Origin of the sequence: Dysgonomonas sp. ZJ279, from assembly GCF_011039205.1 — a bacterium.
GTDB lineage: Bacteria > Bacteroidota > Bacteroidia > Bacteroidales > Dysgonomonadaceae > Dysgonomonas.
In genome coordinates, this window is sequence record NZ_JAAKEL010000005.1 from 123,343 (window position 1) to 140,728 (window position 17,386).

Here is a 17,386-nt window from a genome sequence, read left to right on the forward strand (position 1 = left end):
TCTGAATGCACTTTATTATTATCTATTGCAGTTTCAATCGTTTGTTATTCACATAGATGAATAAGTCTTTGAGCTTCTGCAATTCGTATTCTAACTGTTGAGGCGGGAAATCGCCTTGCAGATATACAAGTGTTATTTTTCTCGACTTATTTTTGTAGAGAATATATTCGTTCGTTCCCGACGACTTGTTTATTCCCAAATAATACATACCCGATTCAACTTTACCGTCTTTCTTCAATTCCGATATTTTAGTTCCGTTTTGGATATCGACCTCTATGGCTTGCAGTATTTGTTGGTTTTTCCTGTCACTTTCGTCCATAATAAGGCTCTTGTAAAGAGTAATCTTACTCCCCTGCGAAAGTATGTCTGTCGACAATTGTACCAAAACCGATCCATCCTGTTTGCCATATTCATCAAAGACAGTTTTTATCTTCAGATGATTTTGAGCAAATGCACCAAGGGCGATCATTTGTGTCATACAGAGTAATATTAATATTTTATATTTCATCGCTTGTTGATTTTATTCGGTAAATGAATTAAGTATTCCTATTTGCGAATTGAGAACGTCTTCATCCACATCAGAGATATTTTCGATAGAAATCAGCGCCTGATTGTTTATTATGTGCACATCCGATATTCTTTTTCCATCTATGTAAACCATCGATTGATCATTAATATTTTCAGGTGTCATATATGCAAGTCTCATGACGGCTAAGAGCAATATACATGCTGCAATGCTGCTCCAAGCATACAACGAGAATCTCTTTTTAGCTTTCTTCGGTTTTGTTTCCGCTGTTTCTTTTCGCTCTTCGGCAAAGAAATTAAACATCGGCGCATATACCTTATGTCTCTCTTCGATATCAGCTTGCAGAAAATAATCGCGAAGCAGCTTTTCTTCTGTCAAAGATGTCTCTCCATCAAAGTATTTCTCTATTATCTTATCTATATCCTTCATATCCCTTGTTGTCTTATTTTATTCATGCCTATGTATATATCACGAACTTTCTTTCGCGCTCTCGACAGATTTACTCTTACAGCAGTGGGCTCGGAGCCTGTTATATCTGCAATTTCGTTCAATTCATATCCTTCTATATCTCTCATCAGCATTATCCTGCGCTGCAATTCAGGCAAAGAGTCGATAATCTTCCGGATAATCTCTACAGTATCACTTAGCTCGGTATAGGTATAAGGATTTATACCTCCTTCGGCAATATGTACATTATCTAACGACAACTTCGGTCTGTCAGCTCTCAATTTGTCGATACAGATGTTTTTGAGAGTCTGCATAGCAAATCCATGCGGATTAGGATGATCGTCGAGCTGCAATCTGACATTCCACAACCTGAGATAGGTTTCCTGAACGGCATCTTCCGCATCGATATCATTTGCGAGCATGCTCCTTGCAAAAAAATGCATCTTTTCGCGGAGGGGCATCACCATTATTTTAAATCTCTCTAATTCCATATCTACTTATATGACGAAGTAACCGAAATAATGTAACATCGGATTTGAAGTATTTTTTAATCTAAATTAAGTCCGGATATTTTCGGTCAAAAAAACATATCGATAACTATTTGTAAATGTATCCGGTAATATGAACAGTATAGCACATTATTATGTTTGTTTTCAGAAATATAAATTTAATAAGAGTTTGGTGTAATTATTATTTTCTGTTTATTGATCTGTTTTTCGTTTCTATCTGTCAGCTCCTCTTTTCTCTCTCTTTGTCATCCCGAACTGAAAGGAGGGATTTATTTAGCCTCCTCAACCCCTCCCAACCCCCTAATCCCCGCAAGGGGGACTAAATGCTCGCCTCTGTCATCCCGATACGCAGTGAGGGATCTTAGCCTCCCCAACCCCTCCCAAGGAGGGGCTCTTGTATACCCTCTTTGTATTCCTCCCCTTAGGGGAGGTTAGGAGGGGCTATCGTTTCGGAATGACAAAGAGAATGATAGTTACAATTACAATCAATTCGTTGACAACTCATACTTCCTTTTAAAAAATTAAAGGACAAAAAAAATACGGCTGCCTCAATATGAAGCAGTCGTATTTTTTTATAATAGAAGTATATTTATTTTGCACTCTTAGGCAGTGCATCGATCCATTGAATTTGATTCGTATTCAGAGCATCGCCGTAATCAGTAAGAGACCATAAGATTGATTGTAATTCTACACATTGATCATTATATGCCTCTTCTCCCTTTTCAAATTCTTCATAATTTATCTTTTTATCTGCTAATCTGTTGCACAGATCAACTATTAAAGACGAGTTAGATACTACTCCCCATTTGTACGTCTCTGATGACGATGAAGAGCTCTTGCTATTATTTCCACAATACATGAGTAAAACAAATCCTAATGTTTTATTGCCGGCTGGAACTTTAACACTCACTTTTTTCAACAAAACACCATTTTGATAATCCCCCGAGTTGGATACTATAATTGTTCCTGCAGGAAATGTAACTTCTATGTCTTGTGCTGTTGTATTTTTAAGAGGAATATATAGGCTTACATAGTAACCACTACCCATTACTACATCAACTTCAGCAGAAGCCTTCGTAATAAAATCACTTACTAATTGAGAAGATAATTTAGATTCTTTCGAAGCGAGGGATTTATAGTAATGACTTCTACTTCCAGTAATTACACCATCTAAAGTTATACCTGTGGGTAAAACGAACGGTGTCCCCGTAAGCTCACCTTCTTTATCTCCTAGTCCTGAAATCAGACCCGGAGTGTCAACAACAACATTATTGTCAATAGGATTGTCATTGTCATCATCACTACTACAAAATGTAAAAGAAAGTGCAAGGCATAGCAATAGGGTCAGCCTTAAAACTGAATTTAATTGTCTCATAAATAAAAATATTGTTATAATTTGTAAAATTTAGTACGTGGCAAAAATACACTATATATTTAACATTTCAAATTATATTAAGTATTATATGTGGTAACTATTATCAGTCATCATAAAGACATTCTATATATTATTCCTATTTTTGTAGGCTAAATAAACAACGTATTCAACTATGAAGCGAAATAACATCCTTTATCTGTCGATAATAACCATTTTTCTTACCATCCTTTCATCTTGTGGAACACAAAAACAGCAAGTGAAATTTGCCGATCTAAAGAACCCTAAAAGAGAGTTTAGAGGTGCATGGTTGAGCACAGCATGGCAATCACGTTACCGTACTATGAGTCCGGAGCAGATGAAAGCATACTTCGTGAGATCGTTAGATCAACTGCAAGCCGACGGTATCAATGCTATAATTTTTCAGGTACGCCCACAATCCGATACATTCTACAAATCGAATCTCGAACCTTGGAGTGCTCATCTCACAGGTACACAGGGAAAAGCTCCGCAAGGTAATTTCGATCCATTGGCTTTTCTGATAGAAGAATGCCATAAACGTAATATGGAACTGCATGCATGGCTCAATCCTTATCGTGTAACAACCAGTACAAACGATCAATTAGTCAGCAATCACTTATATTACAGAGAACCCGAACGCTTCGTAACCTTTGGCGGCAAGATATATTTCGATCCGGGTATTCCTAAAAATCAGGAATACATCTGTCAGGTAGTGAAAGATATAGTTATGCGTTACGATGTAGATGCTATTCACATGGACGACTATTTCTATCCTTACCCTATTATGGGCGAAGGCTTCCCCGATGAAAAAAGTTTCAATACATACGGAAAACAGCAAGGATATACAGGAAACCAACTGGGTGACTGGCGACGCAACAATGTGAATACGCTGATCAAAGATGTAAAATATACAATTGCAAGCACTAAGCCTTGGGTGCGTTTCGGTATCAGTCCGTTTGGGATCTATCGTAATGTGAAAAATACCCCTGATGGCTCGGGTAGTAACACAAATGGTTTGCAGAATTACGATGATCTGTATGCAGACGTGAAACTATGGGTCGAAAAAGGCTGGATAGATTACAACATGCCTCAGATATATTGGGAAATAGGACATACTGCTGCCGACTATAAGACGCTGATTAACTGGTGGGCTGCCAATAATTTCGGACAACCGCTCTATATCGGTCAAGATGTGAAGCGTACTATGGATGCTAAAACTGCTACGGGCGATACCCAACTTGCCGAAAAGATGTTATTGTCTCGCAGTTTTCCGACTGTGCACGGTAATTGTTTCTGGCCTGCATACGAGTTGCTTGACAACTACAAAGGAATAGAGGATCAGCTTCGCAAGAACTATCACCGCTATCCTGCACTTATTCCTGCATATACACATATGCACGATAAACAACCTAAGACAATAGGTAAGATAAAAGAAGAATATACCCAGACTGCTCATATTCTCCATTGGACAAGCAATCATGAAAAATATGATCCCGAAACAGCTCAATATTATGTAGTGTATCGCTTTGCGAAAGGAGAACCGGAAAATATAGAAAATGCACAGAATATTGTGGCTATAACCCGAGAAACAAGCTGTGTATTACCTTACGAAGGAGGGAAGAAGCAATATAAGTATGTTGTGACTGCTGTAGATGCTTTCCATAACGAATCGAAGGGTAAATCGAAAAAGATAAAACTGTAAGGGATTACTGTTTTTATAATTAAGTAAACAACTAAAAAAGGTCACCGACCTCAATAATAAAAAGACAGAATGAACGGACGGAATTTTGCAATGATAGCCAAAACAATGGCAGGCCTCGAAGAAGTATTAGCTGAAGAACTAATAGGACTAGGTGCTAATAATCTCGAAATAGGAACTCGAATGGTTTCTTTCGAAGGAGATCTCGCCCTTCTTTACAGAGCCAATATACAGTGCCGCACGGCTCTGCGCATATTGCGCCCTGTTTATCAGTTTACTGCACGGAATGCGGATGATATATACAAGAAGGTAAAAGCCATGAACTGGTATGAGCATATGACAGAAGACAGCACTTTTGCTATCGATGCCATTACTTTCTCCGAACTGTTTACGCATTCTAAGTTTGTAGCTTATAGGGTGAAAGATGCCATTGCCGACTACTTTATGCAAAAGACAAGCAAGCGTCCATCTGTGGATGTGAAAGACCCTGATCTGCTTATTAACTTCCATATAGCACACGACAAGTGTACATTATCATTCGACAGTTCGGGCGAATCACTGCATAAGAGAGGTTATCGCGTTGCACAAACCGAAGCCCCGCTTAACGAGGTGTTAGCCGCAGGAATGATCTTGAAAACAGGATGGCGTGGCGAAAGCGACTTTGTCGATCCCATGTGTGGTTCGGGAACATTGCTTATCGAAGCTGCCATGATAGCAATGAATGTACCTCCGGGCATTTATCGCAGTAAGTTCGCATTCGAGAAATGGAAAAACTTCAATCAGGATCTATTCGATACAATCTACAATGACGATAGTGGCGAGCGTGAGTTCAAATACAAAATATATGGCTCGGATATATCAGCCGAGGCTATTGAGATTGCAGCCGAAAATGTAAAGAGTGCAAATCTTCAGCGACATATCAACCTAGAGGTAAAACCTTTCGAGAAATATGATAAAGCTCCTGCCGAGAAAGGTATTCTGATAACCAATCCGCCTTATGGTGAACGTATTCAGCCCGACGATCTGTTTGGTCTGTACGAAATGATAGGTGAACGGTTAAAGCATGTATTTATGGGTTACTCGGCTTGGATATTGAGCTATCAACGAGAATGTTTTAACAAGATAGGATTGAAACCAACTAAGAAATATCCGTTGGTGAACGGTTCGCTGCAATGTGAATTCCGCAGATATGATATTTTTGCGGGGAAAAGAACCGAGTTTAAGAAAGGCGATAATTAAAGCCTGAATTTTATATAATTAGTAGGAGTCGTCTATACTTTTGTAATCATTATGCCTTGTCTGTCATCCCGAACTGAAAGGAGGGATCTGCTTTCAGTTATAGTAAGACAACAACAATAGATCCCTCACTACGTATCGGGATGACAAAAAGAAAGATATACTAATACAAAAAAAGAGCTAATGAAAAACATTAGCTCTTTTTTAATCGTCATCGTCGTCACGTCTCTTTTTCTTCTTCTTTTTGCGGGTGAAGATCGATTTTACTTTCTTCATAGCAAAGCCCATAATCATTGGTTGTGCCATTTCCCACAAGAGTGGTGATACAGCCAATAATCCGGCCAGTACCCCTTGAATCAGACCATTGGAACCATGGCTGTTACTATTCTCATTTTCTTTGTCCTCACGTTTCGGAGAACCGCCAAAGCCCAGTTTGCGGCGTACGCCATTTAAAGCACCTGTGAATAGGAGCGAAGTGAAATTATTGGTCACATACGACCAGTGTTCGCCTAATCGTGCTTCACCCTCGGCACACTCGCTTCTGAGTATTTGTTTCTCCCGGCGGAGAATATTTAACGGTGTTAATTTATTCTGACTCATTCTTATCCAAATTTTGAAGGAAAACAATTATCTTGTTCAATAAGAACATTCTAAGTGGTTTTCCACAGATTAATATTATAATCAGAACCAGAATAGAAAATCCTGCCAGAATAGCAAAACCAAGTGCTAAACTTTTTAGCAACTCACCGATAAAGAAGGCAAGGCCTATAAGTACAAAGAACAGAATAGTAAAGACAAGAGTAATAACTATTAAGCCATACCCCATAGCTGAGGCAGATATGCCAAGCTTCTCGAAAGCATCAAGCTTGAACAGCTTGATCCTCGTATTGGTATAGCTTAATAGGTCTAACTTAACTTCGTCAAGTAAGGTACTAAAATCTTTATCTTTTTCTGAATTATTCAGCATCAATCTTACTTGCTAATTCGTCTACTTTTTCTCTTCCTTTATTCGCAGCCGTTTTTACATTACCTTTCACTTTGTCTACAAGACTATTGATGTCTCTCAACCATTGCTCTTTTTTTTCAGAAGCGGCAACATAACCAACAGCAGCACCTATCGCAGCGCCTACGGCTAAAAACAATAAGTTAGAACCAGTCTTACCCATAATATTAATTTCTTTAAATTGTTATTTTACTTTTACGTTCCTATTTATAAACAAACAAGTCTTGATCTTGTTTAGTCAAATAATCTAAATTCAAAACAGGAAGACTAAATTAGTTCTTTTTTTGATAAGAAGAACTAAAGCATCCCTAAAAAATGAAAATAGGCTTTTACACAGCTTCTCCAAATAGAGTTGCCGATGTAATATGCGTTATCTTTACGTTCACAAAATCTCCTATTCGGTAATTACCTTTATCGAATATTACTACCTTGTTTTGAGAAGTACGACCAAATAGCTGATCTTTGGAACGTTTAGAAAATCCCTCTACCAACACTTCGAATGTTTTACCTATATCTTTTAGGTTGCTTCTTTTCGAACATTCTATTTGCAGATCGATAATATCTTGTAAGCGTTTCGCTTTTACCTCTTCGGGAACATTGTCTTCCAATTTTTTAGAAGCATAAGTACCCGGACGCTCCGAATATTTGAACATAAATGCCTGATCGAAACAAACCTCGCGCATCAGCGATAGTGTTTCTTCCTGATCTTCTTCCGTCTCGTCGTGATAGCCGCACATAATATCGGTAGACAGGCCACAGCCGGGGATAATGCGGTTGATTGCCGCTATGCGTTCGAGATACCATTCGCGGTCGTATTTGCGATTCATCAGTTTTAACATACGCGAACTACCCGTTTGCACAGGCAGATGAATAAACTTGCAGAGATTGTCGTATTTCGCTATCGTTTCCAGCGTTTCATCATTCATATCCCGTGGGTGCGATGTCGTGAAACGAATACGCATTTTAGGTGCTATGAGGGCAACCATTTCGAGCAGTTTAGAAAAATCGACGATAGTTCCGTCAGCTTCTTCGAAACGGTACGAATTTACGTTTTGTCCCAATAGAGTTACTTCTTTGAAATTCTTGTCGCGAAGGGCTACTACTTCGTTTAATATACTCTGAGGTTCGCGGCTACGCTCACGACCACGAGTGAAAGGAACGATGCAATAGGTGCAGAACTTATCGCATCCACGCATAATGGATACATATCCCGATATATGATTACCGCCTATTTTAAGCGGAATTACATCCTTATAAGTCTCGGTTTTAGACAATTGTACATTGATAGCTTTTTCGCCACATTCGGCGGCACCTATCAGGTTAGGCAAATCCAGATAAGCATCGGGACCTACCACTACATCGGCATGATGTTTTTCGAGCAATTCTTCTTTTGCACGCTCTGCCATACAGCCAAGCACACCTATTATCATTCCGGGTTTGTGCTTACGCTTAATAGCATTCAGATGCTCGAGGCGTTGAATAACTCGTTGTTCGGCATTGTCGCGCACCGAACATGTGTTGATGAATACTGCATCGGCATCTTCCAGTTTATCAGTTATGGCATATCCGTCCATTTGCATAACGGATGCTACTACCTCACTGTCTGCCACATTCATCTGGCAGCCGTAAGTTTCGATAAACAGTTTTTTTTCTTCATTCGCAGTCGTGGATTTAGAGTCCAGTCCTTTGTCGTTGTTCATAGAATCTGTTTTTTAGTATGTTTTTATAAAATTGGTTTGTTTCAAACCTGCACAAGTGTACAAAAATACAAAGAAAGTAAAAGAGTAGTGAAGGATAAATGATAAAAAAGCCATCTTACGGTGTTTATAATTCCGTAAGATGGCTTTCCTTGCCTGATATATATAACAAGTATATTTAAAAGTTATTAGCTATTCGGGCATAAAGTCCACCTTCAGCTTTTGTTATTTTAGGATCTGTCATTTCCTTATAGTCTTCCGTGAAATCACGTATCAGGTAATAACCTGATATGATAGATGTCTTTGTGGCAGATTGAGATCTATTGCCATGACTCATTCTGTAAACATACTCTTTGTCATTATATTTCAAAATAAGAAATGATGTCTGTAGAGCTTCATCATAGTTATACCTAAAAGTGCCTTCCTGTTTTGTATTCAGGTCTTTTATGTCAGGATAATAAGTGAGTTTCCCCTCTTCAGAAGACGTGTAGAGTAGTTTGAATCCTCCGCCTACAGGTGGCAATTCAGCAGTGATTTCAGCTTTTATATTTCCTATTAATATCTGATCGGTATTCGTTATATTATCAGTCAAAACTTCAATCTGATGTTCACTGATAAATAAAGAAGAAGTACTATTGACAACAGTTACGGTCAATGTCGCTGTCCTGTTCTCGCTGTCAGTGACACTGATGGTGGTCGTTCCCAGTTTATGTCCTGTAAGAGTTACATAGTTTATATCAGATATCTCGACTGTAACGATTTCTTCATTGTCGGACTTGCCCGATAGAGTGCCTTTTGCATTTTTTACCTCAACTGTAGCTGAGTGTATATCGGTTATTTCGATCGACGTAATTTTCGCGTTATCTTCGGGATATATCATTTGCGAAAAATGAATGCGATCGTCGTCGTCCTCACACGATGTGAGAACCATACATAGAGAAATCGTGAATAAGAATAATAAGGTTTTGATCTGTTTCATAGTATATAAGGTTTAGTTAGAAGCCGGAACCTGTCTTAACACTAGTTGTTAGTGTTCCTGTGGCAATATTTATTTTAGGATTGATCATTGTCTTGTAATCATTAATAAAATTCATTTCTAACTCAAGAACTGTGGCTGTAGTCGATTGTAAATCATAAGGGGCACTCATCGTATAAGTATAGCTATTATCATTGTATTTTAAAATGAGTAAAACCTTTTTCAGATTATCGTCATAACCTAATTCAAAAGTACCTTCTACCTTTTTTGTCAAATCTTTTACGTCCTCAAAATAAAGAAGTGTACCTCCGGTTGATGAAGTATAGGCAAGACTAAATCCTCCACCTACAGGCACTAGTTGACTAATTATGTCTGCTTTGATTTTAGCAATAGTAAATTTATTGTCGTCCGTCGGATTTTCAGCTTCTACATTAGAAGATTGCTGGGTAACTAACATCGACAATGTATTATCTTTTACAGTGACTGTCAATCTTGCTGTCCTGTTATTACTGTCTGTTGCTATAATAGTAGTTGTTCCTTCTGAATGTGCTGTAATAACCACCAGATTTTCTTTTTTTTGTTCTACTGTTGCAACTGCGTCGTTATCCGATTTAACAGTGAATCCACCTTGTGCGAAACGTACACCTACTGATGTGGATCCAAAACTAGGTATTTGAGTCTCGGTTACTTCAATAAAATTTGTAATGGTCGATGATAGGCTATAGAAAAACATATCGTCATCGTCGTTGCATGATGAAAAACTCAGGCATAACGAAAATGTCAATAATAGGAACAGTGAAAATTTAGTTCGTTTCATAAATTAAGGATATAGATTAAATATCGAAGTGTCTTATACACACGCACAAATGTAATATTTTATTTTAAAATTCAAACCATATTATAATCTATTCATTGCATTATTGTACGTACAAATAATGTCTGGCTCATCTATGAGAAAGACCAGATAAAAAGAAGCATTATTTATTGTTTCTTTATCTGTTATATTATTATGCTTAGGCACGAGAGTTTTTCCTTGGGAGGGGTTGGCAGGGCGAGATAGATTTCTCCTTTCGGTTTGGAATGGCAGGGAAAAAGAAGAATGACAAGTTCAACTAAATATTTTATTTCTTATTTTCTGCCTTATTTTGCTGAACGATGTACTTAAGTTCTTTTTCGAGAGCGGCAATCCTCTCATCTTTTTCTTTAAGAGCCCTTTCGTAAAGCTCTACTACTTTATCTATCGGATTGAATGTACATTTGTAATGAGTAACATAGCCTGCTGCTTCGTCTTGAAACGTATTTGATATAATATTTACAGCATACTCGGCTTCGTAGTTTTTTATCGATTCTACAGGAATACCTAATACTTTCGATATTTTGTTTAATATCTCGTTTTCCAACACTTCTTTCTGTTCCAATTCTAAAACAGCAGAAGCAGGAATATCGAGTTCCTTAGCAATTTTTTCGGGTTGAATACCTAACAACTCACGCAACTTGCGCACAGTATGCCCATGATGAGCTCTGGGTGTGAAAGTTTTATCTGTATTCATAATCTAGAAATCTTTGTTAGTGAGTTATATAAACGTGGTCAATATCCGCATCTTACTGCTTATCTTTAAGCATTTGCTGCATTAATGCCAGTTTTTCTTCTTTCTCTTTTATTATCTGATCATAAAGTTCTACAATTTTATCAATCGGATTAAACGAACATTTATAATTGAATTCATCTGCACGAACATAACCGTTTGAACCATCCTGAAATGTATTAGAGACTATATTTACAGCACGTTCTTCGTCGTAATTTTTGATTGCCTCGACCGATACTTTGAGTACACTGGATATTTTCTCTAATATTTCTTCATCCAATTCTTCTTTTGTTTCCAATCGGGAGATTCCCTGTTGTGATATACCCAACTCGTCGGCAAGCACTTCTTGCTTTACACCAAGTATTTCACGCAATCTTTTAACATTCTGTCCGTGATGGGCTTTTTTATCGGAAGTCGCTTCTGTATTCATAGATAAAAAATTAGTTCATTTGTTTATATTGGCAAATATATGAAAAATATAGAGAGATTGTATGATGTTTTTTACAATTACAAATGGATATTTTACGCATTTTTGTTGTTTCATACGCATCTTATTTAACTTTACTTTGTTCGTAAGATTTATAATTAAACAAATAGTATCTATTACCTGGATATATTGCTGACTCAATAAGGCTATGCGCGCTATGCCTTTTTACGAAAAAAAATCATGCGTTGTATTGAAAGGTAAAATAAAGCAACCAATTATATTATTAGCAGCTCATAATTTCTTATTCATGCAAACACTATTCGGATTGCCAATGTATCGACCATAATTGTCAATTTTAGAATAACCGTTTTTTGTGTAAAACCTGATTGCTTCGGGCTGATTAAGACCTGTTTCGAGAACAATCTCATCGAATCCGATCTCACCAGCCCATTTTTCAATTTCTTTTAGAATGAGAGGCGCGACACCAAGACCCCGATAATCAGGATTTACATACATTCTTTTTAATTCTACCGAATGCGTGCTAAATGTTTTGAAGCATGCACAGCCAATGGGGCTGCTGTTATCGTATGCAATTACGATAGTATTTAGTGATTCAATTTTGTTAAGACCATCGTATAGGTATTGCATTTCTCCATTTCGTCGATTGAGATCATCGTCTAAATCTTTTATCAGTAGTCTGAAATCTTCGTTGTCGGAGTTTGTTCGGATTATTTGAATCTTGTTTTGCATATTCTCGCTTTAGAAAGTAGTAACCAATATTATAAGTTAGAAGTTGTCTAGACTTTTCAAAATTTTTCGTATTATTTTGTCATCCTGAGGAACGAAGGATCTCTGTTGTGAGATGCTTCTCTATCGTTCAGCATGACAGAGAGAATAAAAAAACAAATAGAAAAACTTTTGAAAAATCAAGACCACTTCTTAGAGTATATGATAAAATATAAAATATATCATAGCGAAATTAAACCCTGCATGACATACAATTGCCCCAAAGATAGAATCGGATAGTTGCTTACATCTGAAAAGTAGCTGACTCAATGCAAACATAAATAATACCCATAACAAAGCAGGTACAGGTAAAAAACTCCACGTGCCTAAATTGTAGATAATACCAAAGTGCGCCAAGTGTGTGAGTGCAAAAGCTGCGCTATCGAAGAAGGATGCTTTTCTCTCTCCAAATTGTTCTACAAAACTACCGTGTACAATACCCCGAAAGAATAATTCTTCGCCAATAGGACTAAAAATCATACCCGAAATGGCGAATGTTATAAAAAACATAAATCTGTTTGCATCCAATTGTCCTTCGGGCAGTAAGTAAGACTTGGAGATGTAGGCGAAGCTATTACCTAAAGAGTCTCCGTAAATGAAGTGTGTTATGTAGAATGCCAAACCGCAAAACAACGCCCCTAAAATGAAAGAGTATAGAAGTTGAAGGAATCTGGGTTTTTTGAGTCCGATTTCCTTCCTGCCTTTTCGGGTAAGGAAGATAAAAGGAGAGAACCACATTGCCACAAATATAATAGAAACTAAGCCATATCCTCCTGAGATATTAGCTTGAAGAACCAGAATGAAGCGGGGTATTCCAAGCAGAAGAATAACAAATAGGCCGAATTTCCAATCGAATTTGAAAAAACGAGACCATACTTTGTTTAATGTATCCATACTTCTCTATTATTGATGTTATAGTTTCTGACAGCCGGCACAATAATAGATTGTTCCACCCAGATATGCTTCTTTGTGTATTTGGTCGCCACAGAGAGGGCATGGCTCTTTGTATGTCTTTTTCGAGAGGAGTGTTTTGTATTTGCCGAAGTTGCCGTAAAAATCTTTTTCGGTATCACGCCCGCCTTTTTCGTACATGCTTTGCAAGGTTACTTTCAGGCAATGGAATAGTTCGCCCCGCTCAAAATCGGATATAGTCGATATTTTCCTTTTCGGATGAAGCCCCGCTTTGAATAGGATGTCTTGCAATACCCCGTTACCTAAGCCCGGTATGCGCTGCTCGGTTGCCAATAAGGCTTTTATCGAATAATCTTTCTTTGCATTCTTGAAAATATCATTAAAAAATGATTTGTCGAAAGCATCATCAAGTGGCGAAAGGCTATTCAGGCTGCCACTGTGATATGGGTTGTCCATTTCGCCTTTGTAGGCAAAAATAGCACCGTACATGGAAACGGTGAAAGCTAGGAAGCTTTTATCTGTAAATTCTATCAGCAACTGATGTTTCTTCGGATGCTCCTGACTGGCAGTGAAATATTTGAGGTTCGTGCCGTCACCGACAGAGAGAGACATATCACCGTTGCAATGAATATCTACATACGCTCCGTGTCCTTTTACCGACACTATCTCTTTGCCCGAAAGCATTTTGTCGTAAAGTGCCGGATCGCCATTATACCACGTGAAGCTATGAGGGCTGCTTGCTGTTAAGACTCTGGCGATTGTTTTCCCTACTAATATTTCGGATGCCTGTTCGCCTATTGTTTTAGATTCGGGTATTTCTAACATAGCATAACTTGTTTAAGGTTAATGTATTTCAAATAGTCGTCAGCAGAACTTACTCTTCGTCTTCTACCTTCGACCAGCGTGTACTATCTTTCTCGCGCGCTGCCGCTTCTCCGGGTTGCATATCGGGGAGTTTACGCAGTGCAGGTTCCATCTCAAGCATTTCGTCGACCGATACCAGATAGGCATCTTCGTTTACGTCTACTTCATCGTCACCAAATAGTTGCCAATCGCCATCTTCATCGTATAATACAAATGTTACGGGCGATCCGCTGCACAACACATGACTGGTAGTCATTATCGACTTATTACCCGGTTCTTCTTTCAGTTTCATATTCTTTATTTGTTTGACGATAAAGATAGATTGTTTTTTTTGAATTGATGGTATTTAATACAGTGAAGTCGTCTCGACATTTTCTTTAACCACAGAGTCGCACATAGTAACACGGAGTTTTTACAGTTATCAACCAACAGTTATCAGCTATCATGTAGAGCTAAGGGCTATTGGCTAAAAGCTATCAGCTTAAGTCAAAAGTCAAGAAGAACTCAGTTACAAGTTGAAAATTTCTATCAGCCTATGCCTAATATGTTTTTCAATAATCAGTAATCATAATTCGCATTTAACGCACGCAATTTCTCTAATAAATATAACTTTGTAAGAGACTATTAATAAGGTTGAATATAACAAATCAGAATTATGAAACCAGAAAGCATAACTCCAACGAATATCGATGAATATATCGCAACATTTCCTGAATATGTGCAGAATATGATGCAGGAACTCAGATCAACGATTCAACGTGCAGCACCCGATGCCACAGAAAAGATAAGCTGGGGTATGCCAACATTCTATCTAAACAGAAATCTTGTTCATTTTGCAGCTTATAAAAAACATATTGGTTTCTATCCCGGAGCTTCGGCAATTGAACTTTTTAAAGAAAAACTGGACGAGTATAAAACATCGAAAGGGGCTATTCAGTTTTCTATAAATAAACCTCTGCCTGTCGATTTGATTACGCAGATTGTAAAGTATAGAGTGGAAGAAAATTTAAAGACGAAGTCATCTTGACTTTTTGTTTAACCACGGAGTAAAAGGAGTTTCGCAGAGTTTTTTTAGGTTTCTATACTAAAATAAATCATATTTTGATGATGAGAAAATCTGTTTTACAGTAATTATTTACTCCGTGATAATCTGTGCAACTCCGTGGTTAGAAGTCAAGACAAACTCGAAGTAAACATTCTTGAATTTATGCCGCTGAATGGATAAACTACCTCAAACAGGTATATTGATTTTTCAATCTATATTTTCTTTATTCTAAACAAAATCTTATCTTTGCCCTCCGATAAAAATATAAATATGCTACCGATAAGCTATTTTCCTACACTATTCTACTGGAGGCTCGATGCTCCTCTCAACTGAGATAGATATCTTGGTCTTTTCAATCATGCACCTCAACTTTATGTGAGGTAATCCGTTTACTATTAATATTACTTGACTGATAAATTATGCTATCATTTAGCTAAACTTATCACCTTTGCAGAAATCAATTATGAATAATTGGAAAAAAACATTCGCTATAATATGGAGCGGTCAGCTCTTCTCAACATTAAGTAGTTCAATTGTAGGTTTCGCCGTTGTATTCTGGCTGAGTATTAAAACAGGTTCGCCTGAGGTATTAGCCTATGCCATGATAGCCGTACTTTTGCCCTTTATCGTATTGGGCTTATTCACCGGTGTATATGTAGACCGTTGGGATCGAAAACGCACGATGATACTTGCCGATAGCTTTGTAGCTGTATGTTCGGCTGCTCTGGGTATTCTGTTCTATTTAGATATGACGCCTATTTGGCTTATATACATTTTACTCGCTTTACGTTCGGCAGGTAGTGCATTTCACATGCCGGCTATGCAGGCTTCAGTTCCGTTATTAGCTCCCGAAAGTGAATTGATGCGTGTAGCGGGTATCAATCAGATGATACAATCGATCAGCAATATCGCAGGGCCTGCTCTGGGTGCTGTGCTGATCTCGATACTCGATATGTCTTATGTAATGATGTTCGATGTGTTGGGTGCTGCAATAGCTTGTACTTCTCTCTTGTTTGTGAAGATACCCAATCCCGAAAAGAAAGAAAATACCGTTCCTAACGTTTGGCTCGAAGTGAAAGAGGGAATCCGGCATTTATTTATGAACAGGGGAGTAACTTATCTTATGATATCTGTTATCGGTGTCACCTTCTTCATCGTTCCCATCGCCGCCCTTTATCCGTTGATGACACTTAAATATTTCGGTGGAAACGCTTATCAACTGGGACTTGTAGAAGTTGCATGGGGTATAGGTATGCTTGTCGGGGGTGCGTTTTTAAGTATTAAGTTTATGAAGACCGTCAACAAGGTGCTCACTATGAATATTGTGGCCATTGGTTTAGGCTTGACTTATTGGGCAATGGGCGCATTACCTACGTCGGGATTTGTGCTGTTTGTAGTTCTGACTTCCATTAGTGGGATAGCAGGCTCGATATACTGGAGTTCGTTTACCGTAATTCTGCAAACCAAGATCGATCCTGCGGCGCTGGGGCGTGTCTTCTCTATCTACGATAGTGTGAGCCTCCTGCCTACCATACCGGGATTATTGGCTACGGGTTATATTGCCGAAGGTGTAGGACTGTTGAATGCTTTTGTGATAGCAGGGATAGCAACTCTAATAATTGGAGTGGCAGCATTGTTTATTCCGGAAATAACCAGATTAGGTATTTCGACTAAGGGTGTGAAGGAGTGAGAATTAATTTGCATGAAAATTCTATATAAAAAATAAGAGGAATACTAAATCAGTATTCCTCTTACTTTATATCAATTATAGAGGAGGGTATCTCCACCAAAAACTGGTATCTGTTTCTAGATACTTTTCCATCCTGCACTTTTGAAGGACTTTATGCGAAGCCTCATTGTCTTTATACGTTTCGGCAATGATGGCATCTATATTCTCTTGACGAACAGACCATTCGGAAACGGCCTGTACGGCTTCAGACATATAGCCCTTGTTTCTGTAACCTTCGTTTGTTCCATAGCCTATTTCAACCTCTTTCTTATCATTAGGTTCTCCTTTAAAACTCAGACTGGCTATCATTCTGTTTTCCGATTTCAATACAATCAGCCAAAGAGCAGTGAACCACAACGTATCGGATGGATATTCAATAGCTTTGTTAGCAACATACTGCATAACCCAAAGCGTTTTTTCATCCAAAGGTTCTTCTATTGGAGTTAAACCCAATTGTCTCTCGATTTTAGCCACTCCATCCGCTAAGAGTTTCGACTGCTCCAGATCGAGTGGTATTATCCGTAGTCGGGTTGTTTCTAATTCCACTGAAA

20 protein-coding genes and 1 pseudogene are annotated in these 17,386 nt (G+C 38.1%); 4 read left to right on the forward strand and 17 right to left on the reverse strand.

The features are described from left to right. Window positions 1-22: 22 nt before the first annotated feature. The 4 genes from G7Y57_RS08575 to G7Y57_RS08590 form a co-directional block, all read right to left on the reverse strand. Complete coding sequence (locus tag G7Y57_RS08575) at window positions 23-508, reverse strand: hypothetical protein (protein WP_165022365.1); 486 nt, start codon at window positions 506-508, stop codon at window positions 23-25. A 12-nt stretch (window positions 509-520) separates the two neighbouring features. Beyond that, window positions 521-955, reverse strand: coding sequence for a hypothetical protein (locus G7Y57_RS08580; protein WP_165022368.1), 435 nt, complete (start codon window positions 953-955; stop codon window positions 521-523). Further along, entirely contained in the window at window positions 952-1,464 is a 513-nt protein-coding gene (locus tag G7Y57_RS08585; RefSeq protein ID WP_165022371.1) for an RNA polymerase sigma factor, read from the reverse strand. The genes G7Y57_RS08580 and G7Y57_RS08585 overlap by 4 nt, the downstream gene beginning before the upstream one ends. Window positions 1,465-2,071: 607 nt before the next feature. Continuing rightward, window positions 2,072-2,857, reverse strand: coding sequence for a hypothetical protein (locus tag G7Y57_RS08590; protein ID WP_165022374.1), 786 nt, complete (start codon window positions 2,855-2,857; stop codon window positions 2,072-2,074). Between the two features lie 172 nt (window positions 2,858-3,029). Here G7Y57_RS08590 and G7Y57_RS08595 point away from each other — a divergent pair, with 172 nt between their 5' ends. Next, a complete protein-coding gene (locus tag G7Y57_RS08595; RefSeq protein WP_165022377.1) occupies window positions 3,030-4,577 on the forward strand; it encodes a glycoside hydrolase family 10 protein in 1,548 nt (515 codons plus the stop codon). A 90-nt stretch (window positions 4,578-4,667) separates the two neighbouring features. Next, window positions 4,668-5,810: pseudogene (locus G7Y57_RS08600) on the forward strand (class I SAM-dependent RNA methyltransferase); the annotation flags it as partial. 204 nt (window positions 5,811-6,014) lie between these two features. On the opposite strand, the gene G7Y57_RS08605 reads toward G7Y57_RS08600, so the two are convergent. The 12 genes from G7Y57_RS08605 to G7Y57_RS08660 all read right to left on the reverse strand — a co-directional run bounded on the left by G7Y57_RS08605 (window position 6,015) and on the right by G7Y57_RS08660 (window position 14,353). After that, window positions 6,015-6,410, reverse strand: coding sequence for a hypothetical protein (locus G7Y57_RS08605; protein WP_165022380.1), 396 nt, complete (start codon window positions 6,408-6,410; stop codon window positions 6,015-6,017). Further along, a complete protein-coding gene (locus G7Y57_RS08610) occupies window positions 6,397-6,777 on the reverse strand; it encodes a hypothetical protein (RefSeq protein ID WP_165022383.1) in 381 nt (126 codons plus the stop codon). Before G7Y57_RS08610 ends, G7Y57_RS08605 begins: the two co-directional genes overlap by 14 nt. Further along, window positions 6,767-6,976: a YtxH domain-containing protein gene (locus G7Y57_RS08615; RefSeq protein ID WP_165022386.1), complete on the reverse strand. Its 210-nt coding sequence runs from the start codon at window positions 6,974-6,976 to the stop codon at window positions 6,767-6,769. The genes G7Y57_RS08610 and G7Y57_RS08615 overlap by 11 nt, the downstream gene beginning before the upstream one ends. Before the next feature lie 166 nt (window positions 6,977-7,142). Beyond that, the gene (gene miaB / locus G7Y57_RS08620; RefSeq protein ID WP_165022389.1) at window positions 7,143-8,513 is read right to left on the reverse strand and encodes a tRNA (N6-isopentenyl adenosine(37)-C2)-methylthiotransferase MiaB; all 1,371 of its coding nucleotides are present in this window, start codon (window positions 8,511-8,513) and stop codon (window positions 7,143-7,145) included. A gap of 175 nt (window positions 8,514-8,688) precedes the next feature. Then, the gene (locus tag G7Y57_RS08625) at window positions 8,689-9,489 is read right to left on the reverse strand and encodes a pilus assembly protein N-terminal domain-containing protein (RefSeq protein WP_165022392.1); all 801 of its coding nucleotides are present in this window, start codon (window positions 9,487-9,489) and stop codon (window positions 8,689-8,691) included. A gap of 16 nt (window positions 9,490-9,505) precedes the next feature. Then, window positions 9,506-10,303 carry a pilus assembly protein N-terminal domain-containing protein gene (locus tag G7Y57_RS08630; RefSeq protein ID WP_165022395.1) on the reverse strand — a complete coding sequence of 266 codons (798 nt, stop codon included), beginning with the start codon at window positions 10,301-10,303 and terminating at the stop codon, window positions 9,506-9,508. A gap of 304 nt (window positions 10,304-10,607) precedes the next feature. Further along, window positions 10,608-11,036 carry a helix-turn-helix domain-containing protein gene (locus G7Y57_RS08635; protein WP_165022398.1) on the reverse strand — a complete coding sequence of 143 codons (429 nt, stop codon included), beginning with the start codon at window positions 11,034-11,036 and terminating at the stop codon, window positions 10,608-10,610. A 52-nt stretch (window positions 11,037-11,088) separates the two neighbouring features. Beyond that, entirely contained in the window at window positions 11,089-11,502 is a 414-nt protein-coding gene (locus G7Y57_RS08640) for a helix-turn-helix domain-containing protein (RefSeq protein WP_165022401.1), read from the reverse strand. Window positions 11,503-11,790: 288 nt separating this feature from the next. Continuing rightward, window positions 11,791-12,249, reverse strand: a complete 459-nt coding sequence (locus G7Y57_RS08645) for a GNAT family N-acetyltransferase (RefSeq protein WP_165022404.1) — start codon at window positions 12,247-12,249, stop codon at window positions 11,791-11,793. Window positions 12,250-12,438: 189 nt separating this feature from the next. Then, on the reverse strand, window positions 12,439-13,179 hold the full coding sequence (locus G7Y57_RS08650) for a CPBP family intramembrane glutamic endopeptidase (protein ID WP_165022407.1): 741 nt from the start codon (window positions 13,177-13,179) through the stop codon (window positions 12,439-12,441). Between the two features lie 18 nt (window positions 13,180-13,197). Continuing rightward, window positions 13,198-14,022: a DNA-formamidopyrimidine glycosylase family protein gene (locus G7Y57_RS08655; RefSeq protein WP_165022410.1), complete on the reverse strand. Its 825-nt coding sequence runs from the start codon at window positions 14,020-14,022 to the stop codon at window positions 13,198-13,200. A 49-nt stretch (window positions 14,023-14,071) separates the two neighbouring features. Then, a complete protein-coding gene (locus G7Y57_RS08660) occupies window positions 14,072-14,353 on the reverse strand; it encodes a hypothetical protein (protein WP_165022413.1) in 282 nt (93 codons plus the stop codon). A 363-nt stretch (window positions 14,354-14,716) separates the two neighbouring features. Here G7Y57_RS08660 and G7Y57_RS08665 point away from each other — a divergent pair, with 363 nt between their 5' ends. Together G7Y57_RS08665 and G7Y57_RS08670 are read left to right on the forward strand one after the other, a co-directional pair. Next, window positions 14,717-15,088, forward strand: coding sequence for an iron chaperone (locus G7Y57_RS08665; protein ID WP_165022416.1), 372 nt, complete (start codon window positions 14,717-14,719; stop codon window positions 15,086-15,088). A 481-nt stretch (window positions 15,089-15,569) separates the two neighbouring features. Then, window positions 15,570-16,796: an MFS transporter gene (locus tag G7Y57_RS08670; RefSeq protein WP_165022419.1), complete on the forward strand. Its 1,227-nt coding sequence runs from the start codon at window positions 15,570-15,572 to the stop codon at window positions 16,794-16,796. 75 nt (window positions 16,797-16,871) lie between these two features. On the opposite strand, the gene G7Y57_RS08675 is transcribed toward G7Y57_RS08670, so the two are convergent. Continuing rightward, window positions 16,872-17,381: a GNAT family N-acetyltransferase gene (locus G7Y57_RS08675; RefSeq protein ID WP_165022422.1), complete on the reverse strand. Its 510-nt coding sequence runs from the start codon at window positions 17,379-17,381 to the stop codon at window positions 16,872-16,874. Between the last annotated feature and the right edge of the window lie 5 nt (window positions 17,382-17,386).

Bases quoted from the DNA above. Each gene is read 5' to 3' on its own strand.
- G7Y57_RS08575 (WP_165022365.1), bottom strand. From the start codon at position 508: ATGAAATATAAAATATTAATATTACTCTGTATGACACAAATGATCGCC.
- G7Y57_RS08580 (WP_165022368.1), bottom strand. From the start codon at position 955: ATGAAGGATATAGATAAGATAATAGAGAAATACTTTGATGGAGAGACA.
- G7Y57_RS08585 (WP_165022371.1), bottom strand. From the start codon at position 1,464: ATGGAATTAGAGAGATTTAAAATAATGGTGATGCCCCTCCGCGAAAAG.
- G7Y57_RS08590 (WP_165022374.1), bottom strand. From the start codon at position 2,857: ATGAGACAATTAAATTCAGTTTTAAGGCTGACCCTATTGCTATGCCTT.
- G7Y57_RS08595 (WP_165022377.1), top strand. From the start codon at position 3,030: ATGAAGCGAAATAACATCCTTTATCTGTCGATAATAACCATTTTTCTT.
- G7Y57_RS08605 (WP_165022380.1), bottom strand. From the start codon at position 6,410: ATGAGTCAGAATAAATTAACACCGTTAAATATTCTCCGCCGGGAGAAA.
- G7Y57_RS08610 (WP_165022383.1), bottom strand. From the start codon at position 6,777: ATGCTGAATAATTCAGAAAAAGATAAAGATTTTAGTACCTTACTTGAC.
- G7Y57_RS08615 (WP_165022386.1), bottom strand. From the start codon at position 6,976: ATGGGTAAGACTGGTTCTAACTTATTGTTTTTAGCCGTAGGCGCTGCG.
- miaB (WP_165022389.1), bottom strand. From the start codon at position 8,513: ATGAACAACGACAAAGGACTGGACTCTAAATCCACGACTGCGAATGAA.
- G7Y57_RS08625 (WP_165022392.1), bottom strand. From the start codon at position 9,489: ATGAAACAGATCAAAACCTTATTATTCTTATTCACGATTTCTCTATGT.
- G7Y57_RS08630 (WP_165022395.1), bottom strand. From the start codon at position 10,303: ATGAAACGAACTAAATTTTCACTGTTCCTATTATTGACATTTTCGTTA.
- G7Y57_RS08635 (WP_165022398.1), bottom strand. From the start codon at position 11,036: ATGAATACAGATAAAACTTTCACACCCAGAGCTCATCATGGGCATACT.
- G7Y57_RS08640 (WP_165022401.1), bottom strand. From the start codon at position 11,502: ATGAATACAGAAGCGACTTCCGATAAAAAAGCCCATCACGGACAGAAT.
- G7Y57_RS08645 (WP_165022404.1), bottom strand. From the start codon at position 12,249: ATGCAAAACAAGATTCAAATAATCCGAACAAACTCCGACAACGAAGAT.
- G7Y57_RS08650 (WP_165022407.1), bottom strand. From the start codon at position 13,179: ATGGATACATTAAACAAAGTATGGTCTCGTTTTTTCAAATTCGATTGG.
- G7Y57_RS08655 (WP_165022410.1), bottom strand. From the start codon at position 14,022: ATGTTAGAAATACCCGAATCTAAAACAATAGGCGAACAGGCATCCGAA.
- G7Y57_RS08660 (WP_165022413.1), bottom strand. From the start codon at position 14,353: ATGAAACTGAAAGAAGAACCGGGTAATAAGTCGATAATGACTACCAGT.
- G7Y57_RS08665 (WP_165022416.1), top strand. From the start codon at position 14,717: ATGAAACCAGAAAGCATAACTCCAACGAATATCGATGAATATATCGCA.
- G7Y57_RS08670 (WP_165022419.1), top strand. From the start codon at position 15,570: ATGAATAATTGGAAAAAAACATTCGCTATAATATGGAGCGGTCAGCTC.